We start from the raw sequence: 23,799 nt of genomic DNA, 5'->3' as shown, positions 1-23,799 counted from the left end.
GCGCGGCGAGACGGGGATGCTCAACGGCCTCGCCTACAGTTCCCTGCGCGGCTACGGCCATGTGCATCCGACCCTGGGCGAGTTGCGCGTGGGGGCCGTGCCGGTGCGGGTGAAGCATCCGCAATGGGACGTGCCGGTCGATATCGGCGAGGTGACGCTCACGCTCTGCGACGGGATCATCTCGGGCGTGGCCATGGTCACGGCGACGGGCGACGAGGATATCCGCCTCGATCTGGGCTTCGGCGCCAGTTTCGGCCAGCAGGAGGCGCGGGCGATTTCCATGGCCATTCTCGATGGCTGCCTCGCCGAAGGCACCAGCGACGGGCCCGCCGATGACATGGAATTCGTGCTCTATCACATCGACGGGATCGAAAGCCTCGGCTTTGTCGAGCATCTCAAACAGCCGCATTACATGCTTTTCGCCTCGGTCATGGACCGGTTGGCGGGGGCAAACGCCAGGCGCGCCGAGGCGCGCGACGCAGAGAGCCGCGCCAATACCGGGGAGATGGCCGAATGACCGAAATGCAAGCACAGACCCGGGAGGCCCCGGCCTATCCCTACGGCTATCTCGACGAGTTCATGAAGGGCTCGGTCCGGGTGGCGATCCTCAAGGCGGTCTGCATCCCCGGCTATCAGGTGCCTTACGTCTCCGAAGAGGTGCCGATCGCGCGTGGCTATGGTTCGGGGGGGCTGCAGATCACGTTGTCGATCATTGGCCGCGAGGACCGCTTCAAGGTGATCGACGAGGGCGATGACGAGACGGTGAACGCCCAGAACCTGCGCCGCATGATCGGAACGGTGACGGGCAACGTGGCCACTCGCGACCCCGCGCGTGCCACGATCATCCAATCCCGCCACAAGGTGCCCGAGGCGCCGCTGGCCGAAGGGCAGATCGTGGTGCTGCAATCGGCCTTTCCCGATGCGTTACGGTTTTTTGAACGCTCCGAGGCGGTGTCGCGGCAGATGCATGCCGAGGGCGATTACGCCAAGCTCTGGTTGCGGCTTTACGAGAGCGTGATCGACCACGGGGAGATCATGATCGGTGGGCGCTATCCGGTCATGGTGGGCGGGCGATATGTGCTCGATCCAACCCACGTGCCGCGCTGGGACCTGCCGATGATGGACAATTCGCCGGCGTTGTTCCTCTTCGGCGCCGGGCGCGAGAAGCGCATCTACGCCATTCCACCCTATACCTCGGTCGTGCCGCTGGGGTTTGACGATCACCCCTTCCGCGTCGAGCAGCAGGAGGGACACGCCTGCCTGCTGTGCCAGTCCACCGACAGCTTTCTGGCGCCGGTGCTGCGGATGGGTGGTGCCTATGACTGGGTGTGTTCTGACACCGCCTATTGCCGCGCGCGCCGCGGCGAAGAACTGGAGGATGCGCAATGGCTGGACCAGTGATCCGCGCCGAGCGACTGTCGCTGCGCCACGGAAAGGGCTGTGCGCTTTGCCATGCCCCCGATTTCGTGGCCGAAACCAATATCTGCCCGCAATGCGGCACCGTCTGGGCACTGCGAGATGTCAGCTTCGACGTGATGCCGGGTGAGGTCTTCGGCATTGTCGGCGAAAGCGGCGCGGGAAAATCCACCCTGATCGACATTCTGGATTTCGCCCGCGATCCGAGCGATGGCGCGATCCTCTACGCGCCCTGGAAGGAGGGTCTCGTGCCGGTGCATGACGCCACCGCGCAAGAGCGCCGCTATCTGCGCAGCTTCGAGATCGGGGTGGTGCATCAGAACCCGCGCCGCAACCTGATGATGGGGGTCTCGGCCGGGGGCAACGTGGTCGAGCGGATGCTGGCCGCGGGCAATCGCCATATCGGGGAGATGCGCGGCGTGGCCGGTGACATGCTCGATCACATGGAACTGGCCGGGCGCATGGATCTCAAGACCGGCACGCTCAGCATGGGGATGCGCCAGCGGGTGCAGATCGCGCGCGCGCTGGTCAACTCTCCGAAGGTGCTGCTGCTGGATGAGCCGACGACGGGGCTCGATCTGTCGGTGCAGGCGCGCACGCTGGACCTGATCCGGCAGGTGCATCGCCGCCTGGGCCTGGCGATCATCCTTGTCACCCATGACTGGAGCGTGCTGCGCCTGATGGCGCGTCGGGCCATCGTGCTCAAGGCCGGTCGCGTGGTCGAGCGCGGCACCGTGGCGCAGCTCATGGAAGACCCGCAAGCGCCCTATACGCAACTTCTTGTGAGTTCCGCACTATGACCGATCCCATTCTGAGCGCGCAGGGCCTGAACAAGACCTTCGTCATGCATCTTCTGGGCGGACGGAAAATCCCCGCGCTGCGCGATGTCTCCTTCGATCTGGCCGAGGGCGAGTTCATCGCGCTGGTCGGGCGCACGGGGGCAGGCAAATCGACACTGCTCAAATGCCTCGTGCAGATCTATCGTCCCGACAGCGGCCGCGTGCAGTATCGCGACCGGAACGGCGCACAGCAGAGCCTGACAGAGATGGGCGATCACGCCCTGCTGGACCTGACCGAACGCGATTTTGGCTATGTCTCGCAGGCGCTCAGCGTTGCGCCGCGTGTCGGCGCTCTCGACCTGATGCTGGAGCGCGCGGTCGGACTGGAGCCGGAGGCGGCACGCGCACGGGCGCGGGGCATCTTCGCCGATCTGGCGCTCTCGCCCGCGCTCGAAGATGTCTATCCCGTCACCTTCAGTGGCGGCGAAAAACAGCGTCTGAACCTTGCGCTGACCCTGATGGGCGAACCGCGAATGCTCTTTCTCGATGAGCCGACGGCGGCGCTCGATCCCGAGACGCGCACGCGCATCGTCGATGTGCTTCTGGCGCGCAAGCGCGCGGGGATCAGCGGCATCGGCATCTTTCACGACATGGAGGCGGTGGCGCACCTGGCCGACCGCGTTCTGGAAATCGACAAGGGCGGGATCGTGGCGGAGCACGCCAATCACCCCTGCACAGTTTGAGGAGACACGCGCATGACAACCATCATCGAAAACGCCCGGATCGTCCTGCCCGATGAGGTGAGCGAGGGGCGCGTCGTGATCCGGGACGGCATGATCGCCGAGTTGGGCGATGCGGCCGCGCCCGAGGGGGCCGTCACGGTGGATGCCGAGGGCGATTTCCTGATCCCCGGTGCGATCGACCTGCATGGCGACGATATCGAATTCGAGATCGGCGCGCTCGGTCCCCGCGCCGGCAGCCGCCGGATGCCGGTCGAGGTGGGCCTGATGCAGTCGGACAAGAACGCCGTGGCCTGGGGCATCACCACCAAGCTGCACGCCATCGCCTATTTCGAGGACGAGGCCAAGGGCCGCTCCAAGCGCCTCTCGGGTGCGATCATGGACGCCATCGCGCGCTATCAGGACGAAGGCCAATTGCTGGCCGAGCACTGGGTGGACCTGCGCTATGAGGTGACTGCCGATCCCGATTATACGCTGGAGGCGATGGCGCATCCGGTGGTGCGGATGATCTCGATCATGGATCACACGCCCGGCGAGGGACAATTCGCCGATATCGAGGCGTATAAATCCCTCAACCGTCAACTGACCGATGCCGATGACAGCGAGCTTGAGGAACTGGTGATGGAAAAGATCGCCCGGCGCAATCTCAAGGGCGAACATCAGGCCCGCGTCGGAGCGCGGGCGCGCGATCTGGGCCTTCTGGTCGCGTCGCATGACGATATCAGCGCCGCCAAGGTGGACGAGATGCATGCGCTCGGCGCGCGGCTGGCCGAAATGCCGGTGCGGATCGAGGCCGCCGAACGCGCCCGTTCCCTGGGCTGGACCGTGACCATGGCCGGTCCCAACATCCTGCGCGGCGGCTCGGCCAGCGGCAATCTCAATGCGGTGGATGCGCTGGCGGCGGAGGCGCTCGATGCGATCTGCTCGGATTACTGTCCGCCCTCGCTGATCTGCGGTGCCTTCCGCTTTGTCGAGGAAGGCAGGGCCGATCTGCCCAAGGCCATCGCCCTGATTACCCATGGCCCGGCGCGCGCGCTCGGCCTGACGGATCGAGGCCGGATCGCCCCCGGATTGCGGGCCGATCTGGCACTCGTGAGCACGCGCCTCGGGCATCCTGTGGTGCGTCACACCTGGCGCGGCGGACGCACCGTCTACCGCGACCATCGTTTTAACCAGACTGCCAACTGACGTTCAACCCAAGAGGTTCTGACATGCGACTTCACTCTCTGCTCATCGGGTCCGCGGCCCTTGCCCTCACCAGCCTCGGCTCCGTCGCCGTGGCGGCCGAGACCCTGACGGTCTACGAGCTGCCCAGCAAATACATGAATTGGGAGGGTCTTGTTGCCGCCTATACCGCAAAGACCGGCATCGCGCCGACGCTTGACCTCAAGAACGGCTCGAGCACCGCGCTCGCCGCGCTCAAGCTCGAAGAGGCCAACCCCCAGGCCAATGCCGCCTACTGGTCGCTCGATATCGCGGTCGAAGCGAAAAAGCAGGGCCTGACCCAGCCCGCCGCGCTGGATCGCCTCGACATGATCCCCGAGGGGCTGAAGGATGCCGAGCAATACTGGTGGGGCGTGGCCACCGCCAATATCGTGATGGGCGTGAATACCGACGTGCTGGCCGACAAGGGCCTGCCGGTGCCCACCTCCTGGGCCGATTTGCTGGACCCCAAATACAAGGGGCTGGCCTGCTCGATGGATCCGACCTGGTCGGGCACGGCCTCGGTGCACATGTATTCGATCAACTTCATCATGGGCGGCAGCGAGAACGATTTCCGCCCCGGCATGGAATATCTCAAGGCGTTCCAGGATAACGGGCACAGCTATCGCACCGAGATCGTGGCGCCGCGCCTGGCGCAGGGCGAATGTGCCATCACCATCGACGCCGAGGGCAATATCCTGATCGAAAAGGAGAAGGGCGCCCCCGTCGAGGTCGTCATCCCCTCCGAGGGCGTGGCCTCGGTGCCGCTGGGCATGTCCATGGCCAAGGGCGCGCCCGAGCCGGAGAAGGCTATGGATTTCCTCAATTGGGTGATCAGCCCCGAGGCGCAGACCATCATCGCGCAAGCCTATTTCCGTCCGGTGATCACCGAGGGCGTGCCCGCCGAGGTGCTGGGCCGCTTCCCGGCGATCGAGCGTCAGGTGACGATCAACATCCCTCATGCCGCTGCCCATGTGGCCGATCTCAAGCGCGCCTTTACCGATGCGGTGCTGCGGGGCGGTGACATCGACGCGGCGCTCGGCCAGATCGGTCTGGCTGGAAGCTGAGCCAGACGCCAAGGGCAGGTGCCGCATGCTGCGGCGCCTGCCTTTCATCCCGAGGGGAACGCCATGCGTAGTTTCATCATCACGACCAGCCTGTTGATCGCGGCTTTCGTCATCCTCGCGTTCTTCTATCCCCTTGTCGTGCTGACCGGGAACAGCCTGACCGGGCAGGACGGCGGCTTTGGGTTCGATGCCTATGCCCAGGTGCTGAGCAGTAGCTATTTCATGGCCTCGCTGCGCGATACGCTGATCTTCTGCGCCGTCACTTCGGTGGTGGCCACCGCCTGGGCGTTGCCGCTGGCCTGGCGGATCGGGCGGGGACTGCCCGGGGCAGGGGCGCTGCGGATATCCAGCCAGATCAATTTCGCCTTTGCCGGGATCGTCTACGGTATGCTGGTGATCGCGCTGATGGGCAATGCCGGGGCGCTGGTGCTGATCGAGCGCGCGCTCTTCGGGACCAGCACGACCGCCGGTCTGGCCTTTACCCTGGCCGGGCTGGCGATCACCTATCTCAGTTTCCAGATCCCGCGCTCGGCGCTCATCCTGGCCGAGGCGATCGAGAAGCTTGACCCCGCGCTGGTGCCCGCTGCGCGCACGCTGGGGGCACAGGGCTCGCAGGCGGCCTTTCTCGTGACGCTGCCGCTCTTGCGGCCGGTGATCGTCGAGGCGGCGAGCTTTTCCTTCATCCTGGCCATGGGATCGTTCGGCCCGGCGCTGCTTCTGGCGCGGTCGATCCCGATCTACCCGGCGGTGATCTACCGGGAATTCACCGGATTTCTCAATTTTTCGACGGCGGCGGCGATGGCCGTGATCCTGGCCCTGATCGTGCTGGGGCTGACCACTGCTGTGCGGCTGGCCATCCGCCCGGCCACCCCCTGACCGATAAGGAGAGCGTGATGAGCATTGAGCTGCGCGGGATTTCAAAGAGCTATGAGCAGACCGAGGTGCTGCGCCAGATCGACCTCGACCTTCCATCGCAGGGCGTGACGGCGCTGGTGGGGCCCTCGGGTTCGGGCAAGACCACGCTGCTCAACATCATCGCCGGGCTGGTCGAGGCCGATGGCGGCCGAATCGAGATCGGCGGGGTTGATATCGGCGGGCTCGACGTGGCCGAGCGACGGATCGGCTATGTCTTTCAGAGCTTCGCGCTCTTCCCGCATCTCGATGTGCTGGACAATGTCGCGTTCGGGCTGCGGGTGCGCGGCGTAGCGCGCAAGGAGCGCCACGCCCGCGCGATGGAGGCGCTGAGCCTCGTGCAGATGCAAAGCTTTGCCAAACGGCCCATCGACAAGCTGTCGGGCGGACAGCGGCAGCGCGTCGCACTGGCCCGCGCGCTGGTGATCGAGCCGCGCGTGCTCTTGCTGGACGAGCCGCTTTCGGCGCTCGATCCGATCCTGCGCGACGCGATCCGGCTGGAACTGCGCGCGCTGCTGGAGCGGCTCGATATCACGACGCTGCTTGTGACCCATGACCAGATGGATGCCTTCGTGCTGGCGGATCGGATCGTGATGCTGCGCGATGGCGCGCTGGTGCAGACCGGATCGCCGCGCGATCTCTATCTTGCGCCCAACGATGTCGGCGTGGCGCGGTTCTTTGGCCTCGTCAACCTGCTCGACGGGCAGCAGGGCGCGGTGCTGCGACCCGAGGATCTGAGACTGCCCGAGGAGGGCGCGCGCGCCGATCTGGTGATCGAGGTGACGCGGCAGGTCTTTCTCGGCGACCGCGTGCGCGTCTTCGGCATGAGCAAGACCGGACAAGATATCGTCGTCGATCTGCCCAAGCACAGCGCCTACGCGCCGGGCAACCGCCTGGGGCTCGTGGTCGACCCACAGCGCGCCGCGTTCGCAGACGTCCCGCTGACGGAGAAAAGCGCATGATGCCCGCTCGCGCGATCTCTGGCCAGCCAGCCGCGGGCCTGCGCCTTGCGCGGCTCGCGGACCGGCTGTGGCGCGGGCTGGAGCCGGTGCTGGTCTGGTCGCCGACGCTGGTTCTCGGCCTGCCTCTGGCGGTGCTGATGATCGGCTCTTTCGCCGCGCGATGGGACAGCCGGGGTCTGAGCGGGCTGTCGCTCTCGGCCTATCACGAGGCGCTGGCTCTCGGGCTTGGCGATATCGGCTTCAGCGCTGCGCTGGCACTGGTGGTGATGCTGTCCAATCTGCTGTTCGGGGTACCGCTCGCGTATTTCCTGTCGGCGCTACGCTTTCCGGGTCGCGCCCTCGCGCGGGAACTGGTGGGGCTGCCGGTTGTCCTGCCACCGATGATCCTGTCGATGTCATTGATCCTTGCCTTTCCCGGGCTGCTGGGCGGTTGGGAAATCCTTTATCTCGGACATGTGATCTGGACCTTGCCCTATATGGTCTGGCCCGTCATGGCGGCGCTGTCGGGGTTCGACCGCGCCGCCGTCGGCGCCGCGGCGCGCACGCTCGGGGCGTCGGAGTGGACGGTGTTCCGGCTGGTCATCCTGCCCAATCTGCGCGGCGCGGCAGGGGTGGGCGCGGTTCTGGTTTTCATCATCTCCTTCGCCGAGATCAACGGCTCGCTCTTTCTCGGATCTGCGCAATACCGGCCTGTGGGCGTGGCCCTGCTGGAGACCTTCATGAACCTCGAAATCCGCGTGGCCGCAGCCTTCACAATGATTTTCCTGGGCGCGCTTGCCTTCGTTTTCGGCGTGGCGGTTCTGCTTGGGGTTCGGCGGCACGAAAAGAAGGTCAGCCGTGAGGACAAACCTTGCAAGAATGCAACATGACCGGTCGTGCGAGACGAGCCCGGCCCCGTCATCTTTCAGACCACCAAGGTGGTCGGGTCAACGATTATGGATTAGATGTCAATAAAATAGGGTAGGAAGAAGTCGGTGCCACAGCTTGTCAGACATTCCGGGATCGCCATTTGGGCACAAATCACAACGGCCTTGCGCGGCGATATCGAGCAGGGTCTGGACGAGAGCGACTGGCTGCCCGCCGAGCCGGAACTGGCGGCGCGTTTCGGCGTCAACAGGCACACCCTTCGCCGGGCCGTCGACGAACTCGTCACCGAGGGCCTTGTCGAGCGGGTGCATGGCCGCGGAACGCGCGTGCTGGCGCGGGGGCTGGTCTACGGGATCGGCCGCGACACGCGCTTCACCGAACGTCTGGCGGCGTCGGGTCGCACGGCGCGGGTCACATTGCTCGAGCGGGCCGAGATCGGGGCCGAGGGCGGGGTCGCCCGCCGGCTGCGCGTGGCTGAGGGTGCCCCGGTCCTGCGCCTGCGCACCCTGCGCGGCGAGGACAATCTGTCCTATGCGCTCACGTTGCATTTCCTGACGGGGGCTGCGGCAGAGGCGGCGCGAACCTACGAGGGGGGATCCCTGACGCGCCATCTGCGGGAGGCGGGAGGCGTGACACTGGACCGGGTCGAGAGCCTGATCACGACACGCCTGCCGCTCCCCGAAGACGCGCTCGCGCTGCGGATGCCGCGAAACCGCCCGGTTCTGCGCGTCAAAGGTGTCAATGCGTGCCGAGAATCCAGTCTCGTTCAGGAATACGCGATCAGCCAGTTCCGCGGCGATCGCATCCAACTTTCCGTGGCCGAAGCTAGCTGGACCTCGGAAGACCCGCTGCCGGACTGAGGGTCGGCTGCAACCCTTATTCCCCAGTCAATAAACCCCGACGACCAAGGAAGAAACCATGTCCCTTGTCAATCCCTTCGTTGTGGTTTCTGCTGCGGCATTCATCTCTATCACCGGCGCCGACGCGCAACAATCCGATGGCACGGCTGCAAATCCCTATCGCGTGATGCTGATTCCCCCCGACGGCGGCACCAAGGCCGATTTCCAGCCGGTGTTCAATGAGGTGACGCAGGCGGCTGGCATTCATTTCGACACCAAGGAGGGCCAGACCTACTGCCATGTCGGCACGATCCTGGTGGTAATCTTCCTTGCCGTCTTTGTGCTCGACCAATTGGATAAGGACATTAAAATGAGACCAGAACGAGAAAGCTGGGGATAGGAAATCCAACCGCATGAGCACAAGTATACGTCAAGGTGATTAACGCCTACAACAAGTTCGAACTGCCCGGTTACTGGGGCACCGGCAAACACGCATCGGCCGATGGCACCAAGTGGAACCTGTACGAGCAGAACCTACTGTCCGAGCACCACATCCGCTATGGCGGCTACGGCGGCATCGGCTACTACCATGTCTCCGACAAGTTCATCGCACTGTTCAGTCACTTCATTTCTTGTGGCACCTATGAGGGGATCCACATCCTGGATGGGCTGATGAGCAACGAGTCCGACATTCGGCCCGACACGATCCACGGTGACACGCAGGCACAGAGCTACCCGGTTTTTGCGCTGGCTCACTTGCTTGGCATCCAGCTCATGCCGCGCATCCGAGGCATCCAGGACCTGAAATTCCATCGCCCGCAGGCGGGCACCGTGTACCAGAACATCAATACGCTGTTCAGCGACGTGATCGACTGGCAGTTGATTGAACTGCATCTGCCGGCGATGCTGCGGGTGGCTGTGTCTATCAAGACGGGAAAGATCACGCCATCGGCCATCCTGCGCCGACTTGGCACTTACAGCCGCAAGAACAAGCTGTACTTCGCCTTCGTCGAACTCGGCAAAGTGATCCGGACCATGTTTCTGCTGAGCTACATCGGGGACGTCGGACTGCGCAAGGTGATCCACGCCGAAACCAACAAGAGCGAACAATTCAACGGCTTTGCCGGCTGGTCGTTTTTCGGGGGAGAGGGGATCATTGCCGAAAACATCCGGCACGAGCAGCGCAAGGTCATCAAGTACAACCACCTCGTGGCCAACATGATCATCCTGCACAACGTGGTGGGCATGACACGTGTACTGCGAGAGCTTCTCGACGAAGGCACCGAGATCACGCCGGAGATATTGGGCGGCCTTGCGCCGTTCCGCACGGCCCATATCAACCGATTTGGAGACTACACACTCGACTTCCGCCGGAAGATCGGTCCGCTGGATTTCGAAGTCACCATTATTCCAATATAATCATAAGGTTAGGTTCGTTTCTGCGGTTTTTTACATGAATCCCTGCCGACCCTCTTCAAGTGCCTGGCCCCCGCGATGGTGCCGGGGGGTTTTATTGACACTTGAGGGGCGGGCATCACTCCCCGCCTTTCTTCCTGGTGCTCGCTGGCTTGCTTTCGGCCGGGTTGATCCGGGCCAGCAACGCGGCGGCCTGCTCCTGGTGCGCCTGGAGCTGACCGGCCAGCCGGGCGGCATCCTCGCGGGCCTGCGCTGCGTCGCTGCGGGCAGCATCGCGGTCGGCCTGGGCCTTGGTGTAGCGTTCCGCCTGCCGGGCCGCCTCTTGTGCCATCTGCTTGCGCTGCTCCTGGTGCGCGGCCTGATCGGCCTCCGCCTTGGCTTGCACCTTGACCAGCTCGCCCTTGATCTGGTCTAGCTCGGCAGCCTTCGCCCGGCTCGCCTGCTGCTGATCCGCAAGCGCCTGGCTCGCTTTGTCGGCGTCCTGGTGCGCTCGATCCAGCTCTAGCCGCAATTCTGCCGCCCGGCGCTCGGACTGCTCGGCAGTCGTGCGAGCGGTCGCCAGCTCGTCGCGCAGCTTCTCGATAACCTCCGCCCTCTCCAGGGCAACACCCTGGGCCTGGTCGCGCTCTCCCCGCATTTGACGGCCCTCCTGGTGCGCGTGATCCAGCTCCGTCCGCAATTCAGCCGCTCGCGCCTCTGCGGTCGCAGCCCTTTCCTTCATCGCTGTAAGGGCCTCGCGCAGCTCGCCGGCTTCGCCGCGTGCGGCGGCCTCGGCCGCCTCAATGGACGCCAGGCGGGATTGCAGCTCGTCAACCTGACCGGCCAGGCGGTCGGCCAGCTCGGTTGCCTCTACCCGGTCGGCTTCCAGGTCGGCGCGGGCCTTCTCCAGCGCCTCACGTTCGGACGCTAGACGGGCGTTCGCCAGCTCTAGGGCGATGCTCCAGACCTCGGCCCCGACTTCGGCCAGGCGGTCGGCCACGGCCTGGGGGGCAGGCTCGCGGATCGGCGCGGCGGTGCTGGTCTGCTTCGCCTTCCACTCGTTCAGAACCGGGCTGATCGTGGTGTAACTGCCGCCGGTGATCTGGCGGATTGCCTCCAGCGTCGGGCGCTGGCCTTCGGCGGCGATCTGGTCAGCGGCGGCAAGGATTTGCTCTTTGGTGACGGCCATCTGTAAAACCTCTGTATGTTGTAATATGTTGTATGATACTACTACATACTACATTTTACAAGCCTACAACTCGCCAGGCCATACACCGGCCGCCACCTGGTCGAGGATCGGCCCAGCTCCGGCCTCTGGGAACCTGCCCGAACATACCGACCGCATAGAACGCCCGCAGAGGCGTTTTCAGGGGTGGGGGTAGGCTGACCCCTTGGCTGATCCCTTCCGCGTCGTGTGGCGCGATTCTGGCGGCTCTGGCCTTGCTCCGGCGCGCAGATCGTTGCAGCGGCTCCCCGCCCCCCTTCTTGGCGTTCAACCTTTACGGCCTTGCAGTCGGCGCAGTCGTTCAGGATGGGCGCAGGCGGTGGGGTTGCCTCGATCCCTTACTGACAAACCTTTAGCGGCCTTTCAGGCGGCGCAGGTGCATGGCTTGGGCTGAGGTGGTGGAGCTGGCACCGTCGCGGCTTGCCGCGACCTGAAAAGAGTCACTGGCCGCAGGCCAGGCATTTTTGAGCGGCCACCGGCCGCGATAGGCCGACGCGAAGCGGCGGGGCGAAGGGAGCGAAGCGACCGAAGGGCAGGCGTGCCGATAGGCACTTTTCGGCTGTCGATTTTGTTGCCAGGGCTGGGGCTTGCCCACAGGCTGAGGGGTTTTAATAAAGTTTTTATTTAGTTTTAATAAGTTTTAGAGCAAAAAAACCGTATTTTTTTATTTAAAAACATAGACTTACGAATGTGCCCGGTTCCTAATGTACGGAGAATGGTTCCTAATGTACGGAGAATGGTTCCTAATGTACGGAGAACGGTTCCTAATGTACGGTCTATCCACAGGCTGAGGGGTGCAAAGGATCGGAAAGCCGCTTAGGGCATATTGCCCTAATGGTCTGAGCCGGTTTCCTCCGTACATTAGGAACCCGCCTCCCCGGCCTTCCGCTGTTTTCGAGCGTAAGACAGTGCCTCCTTGTTGGCGGCCGAAGGCTCCATGCCGTTGTCGATCAGCTGCTGCCGGTACTCCAACGCGCCCAGTCCTTCCAGATCAGCCAGCCATGCCCGATTCGTCATCACCAGAAGCGGCCCGTTTTGCCCCTTCTGTTCCTCCAGGTGATATTCGGGCAGGTCGTTGGCCTCGATCAGCTTCCGCAGCGTAAAGGCAAATTTCTTGAGCGTTCCGGCGCTGCCGCTGCGCTCATAGAGGGTCTGGAACGCCCACACGGCTTGATCCTTGCCGGCTGCCCTCCGGGCTTGCCGGTAGATGTACCGGCCAATGCCGGGTTCGATCAGGAAGTAATCGGGATGCACGGCGAGAACGTCCGGGTTCTTGCCTTCCGTGACCTCCTGGTGAATCCACCTCGGGGCTTCGATCTCGACAGATGCAATCTTGCCGTTGTCGGTGCGGGACAAGACCTTGTAACCGCTTATCAGCCCTTCCGCCTCAACCTCACGCATCATTCGCTTACCGTTGGGGGATGGCCGCTCACGCACGTTCTTGATGGATGTGCCCTTGAGTCGATCAAGGGCACCTTCGATTTCGCTGGCTTGCTTGCCACCATCACCACGCCGGCAGAACTTGAGAATGTCGCTTATATGGGGCCGGTAGATGCGGCCCGGTTTGTCGCCCTTCCCTTCCCGATAGCGGTTCATGGCCTCCGTCATGTGCGAGACCATCATCAGCACCAGATCGTAATCCCACACACTGGCCATGCCGTAAGGCCCTGCCGTAACTTCAACGTAACCGTCTGGCAGGTCATAGCGGATCACCTCACCGGCTCGCTTGTCTCGCTTGGACAGGCGGAACACGGCCACGTCCATAACGCTGCGACTGTCGCGGGTGCCTACGTCATAGAGTGTTGGCACGAAAAAATCAGGCTGGCAGTCAGCGGCCGGTGGCTTACGGATATTTGAGCGTGTTTCTGCTTGCGTCTGCTGCACAGACCCATCTGCCCAACTCCTATCAAGCAAATCTTCCTCTAGGCTGCGGTCACGAGTGCTTTTCTTATCCTGTCCTTCTTTCCTCAACCTGGCGGCCGCGTCTGCCCATGACTCACCGGGGCGCGCTTCGGCCTCGATGCGGCGCTGGTTGCTGCGCTCGCGTATCTTCTGAACCCGGTCTATCAGGTCGTCACCGACAACGCTGCCGATGGGCTGCGGCCCTTGGGGGCGTTTGGTCATGGGCTATTCTCCTTTAGCTGCTAAAACGTAACTGAGTAAAAGCGCCTTTACTCTTCTACGCCTCCGGTAGTTGCTCGACGTAATCGGTCAGAATCTCGGTAATGGTCTTGCCGTGACTGGCGGCATAGACCTTCAACTTGGTGTGCAGGGCGGCGGAAAGCTGGAAATTGACCCGTTTCATGCTGGCCTCGTCGGCCAGGCTGGCGAGGGTGGCGGCTTTGTTCCTGGTCGCGCTCGGGCGGCCTGCGCTCAAGGTTCCTGACTTGCTCATTTGCGTTAATCCTCAAAAGCTCAAATAAGTTTATGCTTCAGTTCAGCCGCCAGGGCGCGGACTTCGGCGGCGGCATCGCCAGCCGGTTCGGCCTCCATGACGGTCGTACCGTTGGCCGCTGTGCCTGGGTAAACAACGCGCTGGGTAATGCGCGATTCCAGAACAGGCAGGCCATAGCCAGCCAGCGCCTCGGCCACCTCTGCGCCGATCTTGGTGCCCTTAATGGCACGCGACACCACAAAGGCGGCCTGTAAGCGTCCGTCTGTGACCTCGATCCGCTGCTTGACCAGCTCCACCAGATCAGCAGTCGCCCAAATGTCATAGGGGCTAGGCTGTACCGGGATCAGAACGAAGTCGGCCGCTTTGATGGCCGACACGGCCAGGTCTGCCGCCTGGGGTGCGCCGTCGATTACCACAAAGTCTTTGCGGGCGACGTTCTTCAAGTCCCGGTCAATGGTGGGGCGGTCGATGCCGACCACGGTCAGGGGTTGATCCTCGCGCACGGCGGCCCAGTCGCGGGCGCTGCCCTGCGGGTCAGAATCGACCAGCAGAACATCGGCCCCGTCCAGTTGCAGGGCGCGGGCAAGGTGGGTGGCAATGGTCGTTTTTCCTGACCCGCCTTTCTGATTCAAAACAGCGATAACGTGCATGATGTGCCCCTTGCGTCTTTGTTGATTTACTCAAAGCATCATAACACAAAATACAAATGAGTAAAGGTGTTTTTGCTTATTTGTGTTCCTTACGCCGACGGGCCAGCTCGGCACGCGCCCAGGCCGATGACTCGGCCATGTCTCGCCGTAGCTCGGCCATTTCGTCAGGTGTCAGTCGGCGCACGGCGGCCCCTTCGTCCTGGTGGCGGGTGATGGCTTCGGCCACGGTCTCGCCTTCGCGTAGCCCGTACAGCTCGCGGGCGTTGGTGGTGGATATGAACGCGGGCAGGTCGTTGGATGGGCCTTCGTCGTCCATGAAAGCCGGCTCGTCGTCGCGGTGGGTCATTGGGTGGTCTCCTTGTTCAGTACGCGGTACATGGTCGAGCGATGCACACCCAGCAGGGCGGCCACCTCCTTGACGGTGCGGCCCTCCTGCTCGATCAACTCGCGGGCGTGCTCGATTTGCGCCGGGGTGAGGGTAGGGCGGGGGCCAAACTTGACCCCGCGCCGCTTGGCAGCCTCGCGGCCGCTCCTGGTGCGGTCGATGATTAGGGTTCGCTCGAACTCGGCAATGCCGGCGAACACGGTCAGCACCATGCGCCCGGCTGGGGTCGTGGTGTCGGCCCACGGCTCGGCCAGGCTGCGCAGGCCAGCGCCGGCCGCCTGGATGCGCTCGGCAATGTCCAGCAGGTCGCGGGTACTCCGGGCCAGCCGGTCGAGCCTGGTCACGGTCACAACGTCACCGGGTCGCAGGTGATCGAGCAGGCGGGCCAGCTCCGGGCGGTCGCGCCGGGTGCCGGTGATCTTCTCGGCGTAAATGCGGGTGCAGCCAGCCGCGTGCAGCTCGGCCCGTTGGTGGGTTAAGTCCTGGTCGTCGGTGCTCACTCGGGCATAGCCCAGCAGCAGCCGGCCGGTTATCAGGTCGAGGGTTCCGGGGTCGTCCTGGTGTCTCATGGCGTTGTCTCTGGTTTTAGTCTCTGATAGGTGCATTATGAGACTAAAACAGGCGACAAGCCACAGCCCGGAATTGCGCCGCCTTTGGTTTGTCGCTCAAGTCCTAAAACCCGCGACAGTTCAAGACAATTTCAGCGTAAGCCTATGGCGATTGATTGCATTACAATGTTAGTGCATAGTACAGACGGCGTTATTAAGAGGATGCAGGATGGAACAGCAAACAAACTTCACCTGCCGCGTCGATGCTGACCTGAAACAAGCCTTTCTGAGAGCGGCCAAGGCAAACGACCGGCCCGCCTCGGTATTGATTCGGGATTTCATGCGCGAGTATGTCCAGCAGTCAACACAAGGCCGGCAAGCCAGCCTGCCCTTTGACCGAAGGACTACCGACCAGAAGGGGGCGGCATGTTGAGCGATACGGAACGCGAGAACGTAACGAAGGCGGCGCAATGCGCCGCCTTGCTTGTCAGTGATGTGAAGGCCCTAGCGGCGGCAAACAATCCGCTGCTGGCTGAACTAGGCATCGAGGCCCTGAAGGCTGCGACCGACCTGGAACAGCGCCTGAAGCGCCTGGAAGCGATCTCGAACGCGGAATAAGAAAAGCGGCTGACTGACCGGGGGCAACCGGTCGATCAGCCTAACCACAACCAGCCTTTCAAGGAGGCATAGCGATGGCTGCAAACACTTTACATGAGCGAAGAACAAGATCCAGATCTGGACAACCAGACAGAGGGCGACGAGCTGCCCGAAGAGAACGGCGCGGATGATGTTTCACTCCGGCCCGGCCCGAATGCCGACGATCAGGCAGACATTGAGCAATACATCAGCGCAGAAGTGCGGGCGCTTTATGACGTGTACAGCTACCGACACGCGGCGGCCATCTTGGCAACGTCCTTTCCTGATGAGCTGGCCGAGATTGAACGGGCGTTGCTCGATTTCCGGATCACGACTCAGGACATTGGAACGCCAGGGGGCAATGAGTCGGACATGCCGAAAAAGTATTCCCGCACGCTGCGGCCTGCTGGCTGGGTCGAAGCCCGTATCCAAGGTGATCTACTGGTGAGAATGCAGGAGTACGACGAGGAAGTTTTGCCGAGCGGGAAAACCCGCAAGACCAAACGGTCAGACTCGACGCCTCGGGTCATCGAAAACTTCATCGACGGCCACAAAATCGACTACGTGAAAGGTCGCGTTGCCTTCGACCTGGAATGGAACTCAAAGGATCAGACCTTTGACCGCGATCTGTACGCGATGCGTGCCTTCCATGAGTGCGGGCTGATTAGCCTGGGCGTCATGGTCACACGCAGCGAGAAGCTAAACCCTGTTTTTGAAGTGGTGCCGCAACTGACCAAGACCGGCGAACCTGAGCTATTCAAGTCAGGCAAGAAGGCAGGCCAGCCCAAGACGGTACGGGCCAAATACGGCGCTAGTACCACATGGATGGGCAAACTGCTGTACCGGCTCAATGCCGGCCGGCATGGTGGCTGTCCAATCCTGGTGTTCGGCATCACGCCAAAGCTGATAGAGGACTGGAACCAAACATGACAACCAAGAAAGCCGATGCAGCACTATCTGAGGCCGGGCAAGACCTGCTGAAACTGCATGGCGATAAGCAGTTTTCAACAATCCTTGCGGATCCGCCCTGGCAGTTCCAGAACCGGACGGGCAAAGTCGCGCCCGAACATCGCCGCTTGTCCCGTTACGGCACGATGAACCTGGCTGAAATTATGGCGTTGCCTGTAGAGCAACTGGCCGCCGATACCGCGCACCTTTACCTGTGGGTTCCTAATGCCCTGCTGCCGGAAGGTATCAAGGTGTTGGAAGCCTGGGGCTTCTCGTACAAAAGCAATATCGTCTGGCACAAAATCCGAAAGGATGGTGGCTCTGACGGTAGAGGCGTTGGCTTCTATTTCCGCAATGTCACGGAGCTGGTTCTATTCGGTGTTCGCGGCAAGAACGCTAGGACGTTGCAGCCCGGCAGAACACAAGTGAACTATCTCGCCACTCGCAAGCGCGAACACTCGCGCAAGCCAGACGAGTTTTATGACATTGTTGAGTCTTGCAGCCCAGGGCCTTACCTAGAGTTGTTCGCACGCGGCCCGCGTGAAGGCTGGGCGGTATGGGGCAATCAGTCCGATGAGTATTTCCCGGACTGGCCGACTTACTCTAACCACTCGCAATCAGAGCGCGGCACGGTAGCCAGTGGGGCAGTCAGCCTTGCCGCTGCACCGTATGGGATTGACTGACGATCCTCCAAAAAAAAGAGGCGGCCAGTTGGCCGCCTCTTTCATTCCTGGCGTTCAAATCTAATCAGGGTGTCAGCGATTGGCGCACGGCCTCGATGGCCTCCTGGAAGTCATGTGGTGTGGCCTGGCCGGTTTCAGCCTGGTAGAAAACCACCATGAACATATTGGCAACCGCCTCGGCCAGCGGCCCGAGCTGCTGCGCATGTTCCTGGTCGAGATATTCCAAAGCGGCCAAAGCAGACGCTGCTTGATGCACTGCTTGGCTGGTTTCGATAAACTGTTGTATTGAGGGTCGGCAGGGATTCATGTAAAAAACCGCAGAAACAGGCTTAAGTCCCTGTCACAGTTGGGTTTTTATCATTCCTCTGTGTCATTTTTTCTGCCCCTTCAACAGGGTCTTTCGCGGACGCATCAGGACTGGGCACCGTAGCGCTGAAACGCTCCAGCATGCTGACCACGACCTGCTCTTGCGCCGTGACGGATGACTTGGCTGCGGTCAGCGCCAGTTCCAGCTGTTGCTTTGCCGTGAGCAGTTCGTTGGCCTTGGCCTCCAACTGTTCGTTCGAGGCGTTGAGTTGCTTGACGGCCGCCTCCTGCTCAACCAGGCGCCGACCCAACTCCTCGGTGCGCCGTTGTGGGGTCTCCTCGTTTTCAGTGCAATAAGTGACGGTACGAAAAGCTAGCACTGGCGCGGAGGTGGTGTTGGTAGATCGTTGATTTCATTGACTTTCCTGTTCACTTTCAAATCTGCGATTCGTGGCGTCAAACCGTGGTCGGTTTCATCCATTGGTGCCAGTTATCGATGCATTTGGCCGCGAAGGCAGGATTTGGTCAGCATAGCGGTCAACCGGGAAGCGAAACACACCCCGCAAGTTGATGCTCTCCAGCCTGGTGGGCGCAATCTTCCCGATCAGTTCCGGTGGAATGACCTGGCGGCGGTTCGACCAGCGATCCAGGACCGCCTGCATCTGTGAGGTATTCCACGCCATCACGATGTTGGCCATCAGGCTCAACGCATCGGCCACAGCCTGCATTTCATCGACACGTTTGGCCTGCGCCGGGCTGATCCGGCCGGTATAAATGGCGCGCTTGAGGGCGTTAACAGCCTCGCCCCGATTGAGCACCCGGCGCAACTCGTTCCTGAAAGCGTCCTTGACAAAGTAGTCAGCCAAAAACGCCGTACGCAGCAACCGCCCCAATTGCACGCCAGCCTCATAGATTGGATCGCCCTGGGCGGCAGAACCGAACCGCGCAAGAGCTGCCACCGCACTGGCATGTCCGCTCATGACCGAGGCTGCCAGGTGCACCAGACTATCCCAATGCTTTTCGATCAAAGCGACGTCGACATTGGCTTCGCACACCGCAGCGATTTCTGCGGGCACTTTGGTGCCGCGTGGCACAAAGAGGTGGCGCTGTTTGAGTTCCTTCAACCGCGGGCAAAGATCAAAACCAAGCAAACGGGCATGTGACATGGCAAAGTCGGTGTAGCCATGGGTATCCACAGCAAGCTGGCTGGTCTCCAGCTTTTCTTGGCGGATGACACCTTCAATGGCCACGCCCGCCTGGCGCTCATTGAGCACAAAGGGCTGCGCATGGAAGATGCCCCACCGGTCTTTTACATGGGAGTAGATTCCAATGGAAGGTGTGTTGCGCCGAGGATCAAGCCGGGCTTGCCACACCCGTTTGGTGGTCTCCATGCTCATCATGTCAGAAGATGCCAAATCGGACCGCCCCCAGGTGGCGGCAATCGGGTGTCGCTGCATGAATTCCAGCACAGCCTGGCAGGCCTGGCTCAGACGCCGTTCGTCCCGCGCCCAGCGCATGGCCTGGCGAATGCTGGTGGCAGACAATTGCGGAATCATGCGCGCGCATTCGACCGCAGTCAGACTGGTGCCGTGGGCCATGATGCCGGCATAGACCATCAGCAGCTCGTCGGTAGAGCGCGGCTCACGTCCGAGCATGATCCAGCTAAAGCGCACCTGGGCGTCAACGGCCAGAATCACTTCCGGCAATTGAACCTCACCGATGCGGTGATCCAAAGCCGCGCGCAGCTTGGTCACTTCTGGGTCTTCGTCCTCTGCGGGCAATGGCGACAAATGGAGTTCATCATCCACGCGCAGTACGCCACTGCGGGCTGCAGCGGCCACCGCATCGACACCGGCAGTTACTCTGGCCAGCAAAGGCTTCAAGAAAGTGGCAGCCTTGCTGGGTAACGATAGACGGGCATAGTGTTTCTTGGACTCTGCCTGCCAACGCTCGTCCGTGAAGAACAAGCGCGCACGACCCCGAAAGCTCAGGCTGTGCTCAATCCAGACCGAGCCATTGCGCACCGCGCGGCGCAGGGCAAACAGGGTGGCCACCTCCAACGCCTGAAACGCCCGTTCCCGGTCTGGGCTGGAGATCGAAACCTGCCAGATCATTCCCAGACTTGGTGCCACCACTTCAACTGGCAGCTTTCTGGATCCTTTGAGATATAAAGCTTGCAGCTTGGCAAGGTACTCGATGGCAGGTGCTCGCCGGTGGCCTGCCAGGGCAGCTTTGCAATGGCGACGAGCAACGACCGCACGGGGCGAATTCCATCAATCAATCCCTCGCGGACCAGGGAGGCCCTGCTCGGTGGTTTGCGTTTCTGGGTTTCGGTGATCAAGGCTTCAAGACGGGCACGCAACTCAGCATCTGGCACCGCACCTTGCGCGCTCAAGGCAACAAGTTCGCCGAGCAGCGTTTTGTACATTGCGGCCCAATTGACGGTAGCGGGGACATCGGCGGCAGCCTGACGCCACAGATCGGCGATCCGGCGCTGCACCATAAGGATCAACTGGTCTGTGGTGGTGAACAGGCAATACCGAAGAAAGCATGCGACCTCCACGGTGCGCGCTGGCTCTTTGATCTTGGCTCCGGCTGAGGGCGGCCTGGAGACAAGTCGGCGCGCGTAGCGGCGCAAGATGAGATCGGGGATGTCTGCCAGGTGCTTATGAACGTCCAGCGTGTAAAGCAGGTCGATGCGCTCCAGTACCTCGCTGATTTGGCGGGTTGAGTGTTTCGCCGGTGCAGCCCATAGCCAACTCTGCTGGGTTTGTCCATCTGGGCGCAGCTCTGAAACTGAGGCTCGCCAGCGATCAAGTGTTGCTGGATCAACGCTGGCGGCGATGGCGGTGCCTGTTTCAACTTCAAGCTGGGCAAGTGCCGCCGCAATCAGTGTCCGAATTGCCCGCTCGTGCACGATCACCAGCTTGTTCTTGTACAGCCATTGACGCGCCCGCACGAGTAGCTGATCGCGGTCGGCGCAGCGCGCCACTTCGTCGCGCAGTTCACGTACCAGTGAGCGGCGCTGGTGCTCGCTCATCCACTGGAATCCAAGGACCGTGCAGGCTACTTGTTGGTGATCGAATAGCGTGCGCCCGCGTTCATACATGGCTCTCAGCGAGGCGACTTCTGGTGCTGCAATGCCAAGCTCGTTGCCAAGGTGGCGCCACAAGGCTACTGGAATTACCCGAAAGGCACCGAGCAAACGCCCACTCATGCGCAGGAAACCAATATGGAGCGCCAGACCAAGCTTGTGGGAATCACCTCGGCGTGCATTGATTGCGTCGCGCTCGGCACCATCGAAGGTGAAAAATGCCTTCATCTCGAAGTCGCTGATATCGCGGGGGAGCCCACGCATCCCCAAAAACGTTGTGTGCCAACCCTGCATCGTGAACCTCAAAAGTGGGAGGCCACCATACCCGTTTACAAAGCGAACAGGAAAGTCAATGAAATCAACGGTCTACCCAGACCACCCCCGCGCCAGTGCTAGCTTTGCGTACCGTCACTTATTGCACTGAAAACGAGGAGACCCCCACTACAAAGCATTCATGCAGTTGCCACTACAAAACTTCCGCAAAAATGTGCATAAGTCGTTGACTCACATGGAAGCGGCTTCACCAAAAATGCGAAATCGGCATTTTGGTGTCGAACTCGGGTTGCCAGGCGCTGCGACCATCCTTCTGTGTTGCATTCCGCGTCCCGCTGTCATGCCTATGTCATACCGACGATCTACCATCCTTTCATGATCGATCTGTAGATCAAAGTTACTTATTGATTACATGATCGAATCAGCAGGCCGGAAGGAGCCGCAGTTTGCCCTCCCGATTATTCGTTGGAAGACCTTGGAGCATCACCATGTTTGCAGAGCAGCAACGCGAATATCTCGACAAGGGATATACGAAGATTGAAAGCTTTTTCTCCGCGGAGGAAGTAGCGAAGATTCTTGAAGACGTCAGCGCTGCTGGGGCTGGATGCGGCGGGCATCGAGGCCAGCGTGCGCGCTTGGCCGGCCTGCTCAGGCTTGTAGGGCACAGCGGATGCTTGAACATACAACGTCTAGACGTCTGCTCAGACAGGTGCATGACAGGGATTGGCGCTGAGAAATGAACGCAAATCAAGAGCATACAGTAGAGCATTTATTTGGATTGGTTGCCACGAGTCCGGTGGCCGCTCTAAAACAGGTTGCTCAAGATTTCTCTCTGATGGCGTTGGCGCGGTCTGCGCGGGCGCGCACGGCGCGCATGATGCTGCCGCTGCCTGATCCGGTTTCGGGCGGGCGGTTCTTTCTGGGCGAGGTTCTGGTGGCCGAGGCCACAGCAGAGGCGCAGGGCCTTCAGGGTTACATGATCCGCGTGGGCGACGATCTGCACGCCGCTCGCCTGGGCGCGGCGATCATGCTGGCCGCCGAAGAGTATCCGGAGCGCGTGGCTCGGATCACCGAACTGCTCGGATCTCAACTTGCGACAGGGCGACACGCCGCCGAGCGCGCGGCGGTGCGCGCCACACGGGTGCGCTTTGACGGGGGCGAGGCCGAGGCCTATGCCGCCAGCGACTTTACCACTGACCGCTAGGGGGGCGTGACCATGCTGCTTGACGAGCTAACCAGCGATCCGTTCGAGACACAGCGCATCGCGCGCAGGGTGATTTCGGCGATGGCCTATCCGGGGCGCTTGCATGCCTGTGACGAGGCGCGTGCCGAGGCGGTGCTGAGCGCATTTGCGCCCGTGGGTACGCCGGTGCATGTGACTGCCGCCGCCGAGGCGGCAGGCTGTGCCGCGCCACGCGGGCTGCGGCTGGCCGCGCCTGGCGCGGCGGCGGTGGTCGTGATGGCGGGGGCTGAGGCGGGCGATCTGTTTGTCGATCTGCGGCGCGGCAGCCTGCAGCATCCGCAAGAGGGGGCGTTGGCGGTGATCATGCTGGACGCGCTTGCGGCCGATACCTCGGGCAATCTTACGGTCTTCGGCCCTGGCCCGATCGGGGCCCGCCGCATTCTTGCCGGGGGGCTCTCGGCCCGCTGGGCCGCGCGCCGCGCCGAGGTCAATGCCGGGTTCCCGATGGGCGTCGATGCGCTGCTGATCGGGCCGGATGGCACGATGCTCGGCCTGCCGCGCCATGTGAAACTGGAGGGCTGAGCTATGGGTTATTCCGTTGTCCGGGGTGGCGCCGAGGCGATGCAGGCCGCCGAGGAGATGCTCGATTTCGTGCGTCTCGGAGGGCTTGATCGCGGCGATGCCGAGGCCGCGCCACCTACATTCGAGGTGATCGACATGATGCTGCGCAGCCAGCGCAGCGCAGTGGACCGGATCATGGCCGAGGCCGGGTTCTATGCGCCCCGCCTGGCCGCGACCGCCCTGGTGCAGGCCGAGGGCGACGCGATCGAGGCGTCGTTTATCCTGCGCTCGCTGCGCGCGAGCCTGCCCCGGATCGAGCCGGCCCTGCCGGTCGAGGTGGCCAAGATGCGGGTGCTGCGGCGGATCTCGTCAGCGTTCAAGGAGGTGCCGGGCGGGCAATATCTGGGCCCGACGCGCGATTATACGCTGCGGTTCCTGCGCCGGGCGCTCGAGGATGAGCTGCCTGCCGCGCGCCTCTCGGAGGTGATCGCGGCACTGGGCGGCGACGATGGGGCCCTGCCCGAGATGCCGCGCGTGGTCGAGATGTTGCGCGAGATGGGACTGATTTCCCAGCCGCCAGAGCCGCCCGAGGAGGAGCCCGTGGACATCACCATGCAGCCCTTGCGCTTTCCACGCCCGCCGCGCTCTGCCCGATTGCAGGCGCTGGCGCGCGGCGAGACGGGGATGCTCAACGGCCTCGCCTACAGTTCCCTGCGCGGCTACGGCCATGTG

Annotated in this window: 26 protein-coding genes and 2 pseudogenes; 19 read left to right on the top strand and 9 right to left on the bottom strand. The window is 62.3% G+C overall.

What is annotated here, in order from left to right; all coding sequences use genetic code 11:
* From DFO68_RS14375 to DFO68_RS14320, 12 genes and pseudogenes are all read left to right on the top strand, one after another.
* Positions 1 to 517: carbon-phosphorus lyase complex subunit PhnI (locus DFO68_RS14375; RefSeq protein ID WP_166637585.1), on the top strand; the 517-nt coding region annotated here is incomplete at its 5' end.
* Positions 514 to 1,401, top strand: a complete 888-nt coding sequence (locus DFO68_RS14370; RefSeq protein WP_243726529.1) for an alpha-D-ribose 1-methylphosphonate 5-phosphate C-P-lyase PhnJ — start codon at positions 514 to 516, stop codon at positions 1,399 to 1,401. The genes DFO68_RS14375 and DFO68_RS14370, both read left to right, overlap by 4 nt.
* The gene (locus DFO68_RS14365; RefSeq protein WP_166637584.1) at positions 1,398 to 2,216 is read left to right on the top strand and encodes an ATP-binding cassette domain-containing protein; all 819 of its coding nucleotides are present in this window, start codon (positions 1,398 to 1,400) and stop codon (positions 2,214 to 2,216) included. Before DFO68_RS14370 ends, DFO68_RS14365 begins: the two co-directional genes overlap by 4 nt.
* On the top strand, positions 2,213 to 2,938 hold the full coding sequence (locus tag DFO68_RS14360; RefSeq protein ID WP_133484312.1) for an ATP-binding cassette domain-containing protein: 726 nt from the start codon (positions 2,213 to 2,215) through the stop codon (positions 2,936 to 2,938). Before DFO68_RS14365 ends, DFO68_RS14360 begins: the two co-directional genes overlap by 4 nt.
* A gap of 12 nt (positions 2,939 to 2,950) precedes the next feature.
* Positions 2,951 to 4,123: an alpha-D-ribose 1-methylphosphonate 5-triphosphate diphosphatase gene (locus DFO68_RS14355; RefSeq protein WP_133484311.1), complete on the top strand. Its 1,173-nt coding sequence runs from the start codon at positions 2,951 to 2,953 to the stop codon at positions 4,121 to 4,123.
* A gap of 23 nt (positions 4,124 to 4,146) precedes the next feature.
* Positions 4,147 to 5,205: an extracellular solute-binding protein gene (locus DFO68_RS14350; protein WP_133484310.1), complete on the top strand. Its 1,059-nt coding sequence runs from the start codon at positions 4,147 to 4,149 to the stop codon at positions 5,203 to 5,205.
* A gap of 63 nt (positions 5,206 to 5,268) precedes the next feature.
* On the top strand, positions 5,269 to 6,081 hold the full coding sequence (locus tag DFO68_RS14345; RefSeq protein WP_133484309.1) for an ABC transporter permease: 813 nt from the start codon (positions 5,269 to 5,271) through the stop codon (positions 6,079 to 6,081).
* A 17-nt stretch (positions 6,082 to 6,098) separates the two neighbouring features.
* Positions 6,099 to 7,079 (top strand): ABC transporter ATP-binding protein, encoded by a 981-nt coding sequence (locus tag DFO68_RS14340; protein WP_133484308.1) that lies wholly within the window; start codon positions 6,099 to 6,101, stop codon positions 7,077 to 7,079.
* Positions 7,076 to 7,948 carry an ABC transporter permease gene (locus DFO68_RS14335; protein WP_133484307.1) on the top strand — a complete coding sequence of 291 codons (873 nt, stop codon included), beginning with the start codon at positions 7,076 to 7,078 and terminating at the stop codon, positions 7,946 to 7,948. The genes DFO68_RS14340 and DFO68_RS14335 overlap by 4 nt, the downstream gene beginning before the upstream one ends.
* A 105-nt stretch (positions 7,949 to 8,053) precedes the next feature.
* Positions 8,054 to 8,806, top strand: a complete 753-nt coding sequence (phnF, locus tag DFO68_RS14330; protein WP_133484306.1) for a phosphonate metabolism transcriptional regulator PhnF — start codon at positions 8,054 to 8,056, stop codon at positions 8,804 to 8,806.
* A gap of 58 nt (positions 8,807 to 8,864) precedes the next feature.
* On the top strand, positions 8,865 to 9,185 hold the full coding sequence (locus DFO68_RS14325) for a hypothetical protein (RefSeq protein ID WP_133484305.1): 321 nt from the start codon (positions 8,865 to 8,867) through the stop codon (positions 9,183 to 9,185).
* A gap of 29 nt (positions 9,186 to 9,214) precedes the next feature.
* Positions 9,215 to 10,204, top strand: a pseudogene (locus DFO68_RS14320) (transposase); the annotation flags it as partial.
* 115 nt (positions 10,205 to 10,319) lie between these two features.
* Here DFO68_RS14320 and DFO68_RS14315 read toward each other — a convergent pair.
* From DFO68_RS14315 to DFO68_RS14285, 6 genes are all read right to left on the bottom strand, one after another.
* A complete protein-coding gene (locus DFO68_RS14315) occupies positions 10,320 to 11,369 on the bottom strand; it encodes a DNA-binding protein (protein WP_133484304.1) in 1,050 nt (349 codons plus the stop codon).
* A gap of 897 nt (positions 11,370 to 12,266) precedes the next feature.
* The gene (locus tag DFO68_RS14305) at positions 12,267 to 13,529 is read right to left on the bottom strand and encodes a replication initiator protein A (protein WP_133484302.1); all 1,263 of its coding nucleotides are present in this window, start codon (positions 13,527 to 13,529) and stop codon (positions 12,267 to 12,269) included.
* Positions 13,530 to 13,584: 55 nt separating this feature from the next.
* On the bottom strand, positions 13,585 to 13,800 hold the full coding sequence (locus DFO68_RS14300; protein ID WP_133484301.1) for a chromosome partitioning protein ParB: 216 nt from the start codon (positions 13,798 to 13,800) through the stop codon (positions 13,585 to 13,587).
* A gap of 20 nt (positions 13,801 to 13,820) precedes the next feature.
* Positions 13,821 to 14,450, bottom strand: coding sequence for a ParA family partition ATPase (gene parA, locus DFO68_RS14295; protein WP_133484300.1), 630 nt, complete (start codon positions 14,448 to 14,450; stop codon positions 13,821 to 13,823).
* A 76-nt stretch (positions 14,451 to 14,526) separates the two neighbouring features.
* On the bottom strand, positions 14,527 to 14,796 hold the full coding sequence (locus DFO68_RS16100; protein WP_432206850.1) for a hypothetical protein: 270 nt from the start codon (positions 14,794 to 14,796) through the stop codon (positions 14,527 to 14,529).
* Entirely contained in the window at positions 14,793 to 15,404 is a 612-nt protein-coding gene (locus DFO68_RS14285) for a recombinase family protein (RefSeq protein WP_133484299.1), read from the bottom strand. The genes DFO68_RS16100 and DFO68_RS14285 overlap by 4 nt, the downstream gene beginning before the upstream one ends.
* Positions 15,405 to 15,612: 208 nt before the next feature.
* On the opposite strand from DFO68_RS14285, the gene DFO68_RS14280 reads away from it, so the two are divergent.
* The 4 genes from DFO68_RS14280 (at position 15,613) to DFO68_RS14265 (ending at position 17,650) form a co-directional block, all read left to right on the top strand.
* Entirely contained in the window at positions 15,613 to 15,816 is a 204-nt protein-coding gene (locus DFO68_RS14280) for a hypothetical protein (RefSeq protein WP_036514597.1), read from the top strand.
* Positions 15,810 to 16,001, top strand: coding sequence for a hypothetical protein (locus tag DFO68_RS14275; RefSeq protein ID WP_036514598.1), 192 nt, complete (start codon positions 15,810 to 15,812; stop codon positions 15,999 to 16,001). The genes DFO68_RS14280 and DFO68_RS14275 overlap by 7 nt, the downstream gene beginning before the upstream one ends.
* 93 nt (positions 16,002 to 16,094) lie before the next feature.
* Positions 16,095 to 16,949: a BglII/BstYI family type II restriction endonuclease gene (locus tag DFO68_RS14270; RefSeq protein WP_036514600.1), complete on the top strand. Its 855-nt coding sequence runs from the start codon at positions 16,095 to 16,097 to the stop codon at positions 16,947 to 16,949.
* Positions 16,946 to 17,650, top strand: coding sequence for an MT-A70 family methyltransferase (locus DFO68_RS14265; RefSeq protein WP_051514669.1), 705 nt, complete (start codon positions 16,946 to 16,948; stop codon positions 17,648 to 17,650). Before DFO68_RS14270 ends, DFO68_RS14265 begins: the two co-directional genes overlap by 4 nt.
* A 64-nt stretch (positions 17,651 to 17,714) precedes the next feature.
* Here the strand turns inward: DFO68_RS14265 and DFO68_RS14260 are convergent, their stop codons facing one another.
* The 3 genes and pseudogenes from DFO68_RS14260 to DFO68_RS14250 all read right to left on the bottom strand — a co-directional run bounded on the left by DFO68_RS14260 (position 17,715) and on the right by DFO68_RS14250 (position 21,344).
* Positions 17,715 to 17,957 carry a type I toxin-antitoxin system ptaRNA1 family toxin gene (locus DFO68_RS14260; RefSeq protein WP_133484298.1) on the bottom strand — a complete coding sequence of 81 codons (243 nt, stop codon included), beginning with the start codon at positions 17,955 to 17,957 and terminating at the stop codon, positions 17,715 to 17,717.
* Between the two features lie 22 nt (positions 17,958 to 17,979).
* On the bottom strand, positions 17,980 to 18,267 hold the full coding sequence (locus DFO68_RS14255) for a hypothetical protein (protein WP_003118420.1): 288 nt from the start codon (positions 18,265 to 18,267) through the stop codon (positions 17,980 to 17,982).
* Positions 18,268 to 18,429: 162 nt separating this feature from the next.
* Positions 18,430 to 21,344, bottom strand: a pseudogene (locus DFO68_RS14250) (Tn3-like element IS1071 family transposase).
* Positions 21,345 to 22,059: 715 nt separating this feature from the next.
* Here DFO68_RS14250 and DFO68_RS14240 point away from each other — a divergent pair.
* The 3 genes from DFO68_RS14240 to DFO68_RS14230 form a co-directional block, all read left to right on the top strand.
* Positions 22,060 to 22,527, top strand: a complete 468-nt coding sequence (locus tag DFO68_RS14240; protein ID WP_133484297.1) for a phosphonate C-P lyase system protein PhnG — start codon at positions 22,060 to 22,062, stop codon at positions 22,525 to 22,527.
* A 12-nt stretch (positions 22,528 to 22,539) separates the two neighbouring features.
* Positions 22,540 to 23,088 (top strand): phosphonate C-P lyase system protein PhnH, encoded by a 549-nt coding sequence (locus tag DFO68_RS14235; RefSeq protein WP_133484296.1) that lies wholly within the window; start codon positions 22,540 to 22,542, stop codon positions 23,086 to 23,088.
* A gap of 3 nt (positions 23,089 to 23,091) precedes the next feature.
* Positions 23,092 to 23,799: carbon-phosphorus lyase complex subunit PhnI (locus tag DFO68_RS14230; RefSeq protein ID WP_166637583.1), on the top strand; the 708-nt coding region annotated here is incomplete at its 3' end.

Source organism: Halomonas ventosae (assembly GCF_004361885.1).
GTDB classification, from domain to species: domain Bacteria; phylum Pseudomonadota; class Gammaproteobacteria; order Pseudomonadales; family Halomonadaceae; genus Halomonas; species Halomonas ventosae_C.
This window is presented reverse-complemented; position numbering and strand designations above follow the sequence as displayed.

What these genes read in the sequence shown, in the direction of transcription:
- DFO68_RS14335 (WP_133484307.1), top strand. Translation starts at nt 7,076, where the DNA reads ATGATGCCCGCTCGCGCGATCTCTGGCCAGCCAGCCGCGGGCCTGCGC.
- DFO68_RS14275 (WP_036514598.1), top strand. Translation starts at nt 15,810, where the DNA reads ATGTTGAGCGATACGGAACGCGAGAACGTAACGAAGGCGGCGCAATGC.
- DFO68_RS14305 (WP_133484302.1), bottom strand. Translation starts at nt 13,529, where the DNA reads ATGACCAAACGCCCCCAAGGGCCGCAGCCCATCGGCAGCGTTGTCGGT.
- DFO68_RS14315 (WP_133484304.1), bottom strand. Translation starts at nt 11,369, where the DNA reads ATGGCCGTCACCAAAGAGCAAATCCTTGCCGCCGCTGACCAGATCGCC.
- DFO68_RS14355 (WP_133484311.1), top strand. Translation starts at nt 2,951, where the DNA reads ATGACAACCATCATCGAAAACGCCCGGATCGTCCTGCCCGATGAGGTG.
- DFO68_RS14350 (WP_133484310.1), top strand. Translation starts at nt 4,147, where the DNA reads ATGCGACTTCACTCTCTGCTCATCGGGTCCGCGGCCCTTGCCCTCACC.
- DFO68_RS14285 (WP_133484299.1), bottom strand. Translation starts at nt 15,404, where the DNA reads ATGAGACACCAGGACGACCCCGGAACCCTCGACCTGATAACCGGCCGG.
- DFO68_RS14270 (WP_036514600.1), top strand. Translation starts at nt 16,095, where the DNA reads ATGAGCGAAGAACAAGATCCAGATCTGGACAACCAGACAGAGGGCGAC.
- DFO68_RS14325 (WP_133484305.1), top strand. Translation starts at nt 8,865, where the DNA reads ATGTCCCTTGTCAATCCCTTCGTTGTGGTTTCTGCTGCGGCATTCATC.
- DFO68_RS14360 (WP_133484312.1), top strand. Translation starts at nt 2,213, where the DNA reads ATGACCGATCCCATTCTGAGCGCGCAGGGCCTGAACAAGACCTTCGTC.
- parA (WP_133484300.1), bottom strand. Translation starts at nt 14,450, where the DNA reads ATGCACGTTATCGCTGTTTTGAATCAGAAAGGCGGGTCAGGAAAAACG.
- DFO68_RS14340 (WP_133484308.1), top strand. Translation starts at nt 6,099, where the DNA reads ATGAGCATTGAGCTGCGCGGGATTTCAAAGAGCTATGAGCAGACCGAG.
- DFO68_RS14235 (WP_133484296.1), top strand. Translation starts at nt 22,540, where the DNA reads ATGCTGCTTGACGAGCTAACCAGCGATCCGTTCGAGACACAGCGCATC.
- DFO68_RS14240 (WP_133484297.1), top strand. Translation starts at nt 22,060, where the DNA reads ATGAACGCAAATCAAGAGCATACAGTAGAGCATTTATTTGGATTGGTT.
- DFO68_RS14280 (WP_036514597.1), top strand. Translation starts at nt 15,613, where the DNA reads ATGGAACAGCAAACAAACTTCACCTGCCGCGTCGATGCTGACCTGAAA.
- DFO68_RS14265 (WP_051514669.1), top strand. Translation starts at nt 16,946, where the DNA reads ATGACAACCAAGAAAGCCGATGCAGCACTATCTGAGGCCGGGCAAGAC.
- DFO68_RS14300 (WP_133484301.1), bottom strand. Translation starts at nt 13,800, where the DNA reads ATGAGCAAGTCAGGAACCTTGAGCGCAGGCCGCCCGAGCGCGACCAGG.
- DFO68_RS14345 (WP_133484309.1), top strand. Translation starts at nt 5,269, where the DNA reads ATGCGTAGTTTCATCATCACGACCAGCCTGTTGATCGCGGCTTTCGTC.
- DFO68_RS16100 (WP_432206850.1), bottom strand. Translation starts at nt 14,796, where the DNA reads ATGACCCACCGCGACGACGAGCCGGCTTTCATGGACGACGAAGGCCCA.
- DFO68_RS14260 (WP_133484298.1), bottom strand. Translation starts at nt 17,957, where the DNA reads ATGAATCCCTGCCGACCCTCAATACAACAGTTTATCGAAACCAGCCAA.
- DFO68_RS14370 (WP_243726529.1), top strand. Translation starts at nt 514, where the DNA reads ATGACCGAAATGCAAGCACAGACCCGGGAGGCCCCGGCCTATCCCTAC.